1 protein-coding gene is annotated in these 1,672 nt (G+C 63.8%); it reads right to left on the bottom strand.

What is annotated here, in order from left to right:
* Nucleotides 1–75: 75 nt before the first annotated feature.
* Nucleotides 76–1,416: an IS110 family RNA-guided transposase gene (locus BN4332_RS32875; protein ID WP_066900295.1), complete on the bottom strand. Its 1,341-nt coding sequence runs from the start codon at nucleotides 1,414–1,416 to the stop codon at nucleotides 76–78.
* Nucleotides 1,417–1,672: the final 256 nt, after the last annotated feature.

Raw genomic sequence — 1,672 nt, forward strand, 5'->3', positions numbered from 1 at the left:
CTGACCGGAAAATGTCCCAGGGTGAGTGGGCAGGCCGAAGGCAGCCGGCGCAGCCGGCTCTGTGTTTTGGTGTGGTTAGGCGGCGGGTTCGACGCTGACGCGGTAGCCCATGGCCGTCAGTTGGGCGATGTGGTTACGCATGCGGCGTTCGATGTTGACCCGCCGGGTGTAGTAGTCGGCTCCTAGGTCATGGAAACGTGCGGTGGCATCGGCGAGCAGCTGCCAGACGATGGTAAAGATCGAGCGGGCCACCGCGACAAGGGCTTTGAGCTTGCCGCGGCGTTTGACCAGTCGTCGATACCGCTCCCCGAGGAAGGTGTCGGTCTTGGCCACGGTCGCAGCGGCCTCCCCGAGAGCGCCTCTGAGGTAGGGGTTGCCGGTTCCGGTTCTGCCGGCTCGGGTTACCGGCCCGGACTGGATGGTGCGTGGGCACAGTTTGGCCCAGGACACCAGGTGCGCTGCGGTGGGGAATCGGGTCATGTCCATACCGATCTCGGCCAGAATGATCTGCGCTGTGGTCGGGCCGATACCTGGGATCTCACACAACCGTTGGACGGCCGAAAGGTCCGTCGACGCCAGGCCACCACCGGGCCGATCCTGGTCGTGATCGTCGGGCTCGGTGCGTGCCAGTCGCTGAGCGATCCGTGCGGTCAAGGTGGCGATCTGGGCATCGAGTGCGTCGATCTGATCGAGCAGCATCCGGGCCAACTCGCCGTGATGATCATCAAAACGACCATCGAGCGCCTTGATCAGCTCGGTGCGTTTGACTGTCATCCGTCCGCGGGCCAGATCAGCCAACTGCCGCGGATCGCGTTCACCGGCGATCAACGCCTCGACCATGGCCCGCACCGAAATAGTGTCCAGCCGTGAAGCCACCGCCGACACCTTGATCAACGCGTCTTCGAGCAGTTTCTCCAGCCGCTGCCAATAACGGGCCCGTTCACGAGTCAGATCCACCCGCAACCGGGTGTAATCGCGCAGTTGCCGAATCGGGGCCGGCGGAACAAAGCTCGGCCTCAGCAGACCTTTTTCGGTGAGTTTGGCCAGCCACACCGCGTCGAGCTTGTCGGTCTTGGGCCGCCCCGGGACGTTTTTGACCTCGCAGGCGTTGACCAACTGCACATCCAACCCAGCAGCCTCGGCCAGGTAATACCAGATCCGCCAATAATCCGAGGTGGACTCGATGGTGAGTTTCTCGACACCCCACCCGACCAACTTGGCGGCCAACTCAGCCACCGCGCTGGTGGTGGCTTGGACCTCCCAGACCTTGCTGACCCGACGGGCAGGACCAGGAAGGCGGACACACACCACCCCCGAGGCCTTGGCCACGTCAATGGCAGCGACCCGCTCGATGACCAACTCATGCTCGGCGTCGGCAATCTCCTCAACCCCGGCCGGACCCTTCTTATGCTTCACCTCAGCTGCCCTCCTCACCCATCAACACCATCGCGGTGGGCGGGCTGCCCGGGGGCCTCGGTCAAGGGAAAACCGAAATTCTGACCGGCGTGCTCACAGCAACAATGCATGACCCTTCCAGGTCCGGGCCCCGGCGTCAGGCTGGCGTACAAGCTCAACACGTCCCAAAGTGGCAACGACGTCGACAGGCAACCCACACCCATTTTCACGCCTGCAAGGCGCCCAGGGAACCCGGACAACCCGGCTGGCGTGACAA

Origin of the sequence: Mycolicibacterium houstonense, from assembly GCF_900078665.2 — a bacterium.
Classification (GTDB): domain Bacteria; phylum Actinomycetota; class Actinomycetes; order Mycobacteriales; family Mycobacteriaceae; genus Mycobacterium; species Mycobacterium houstonense.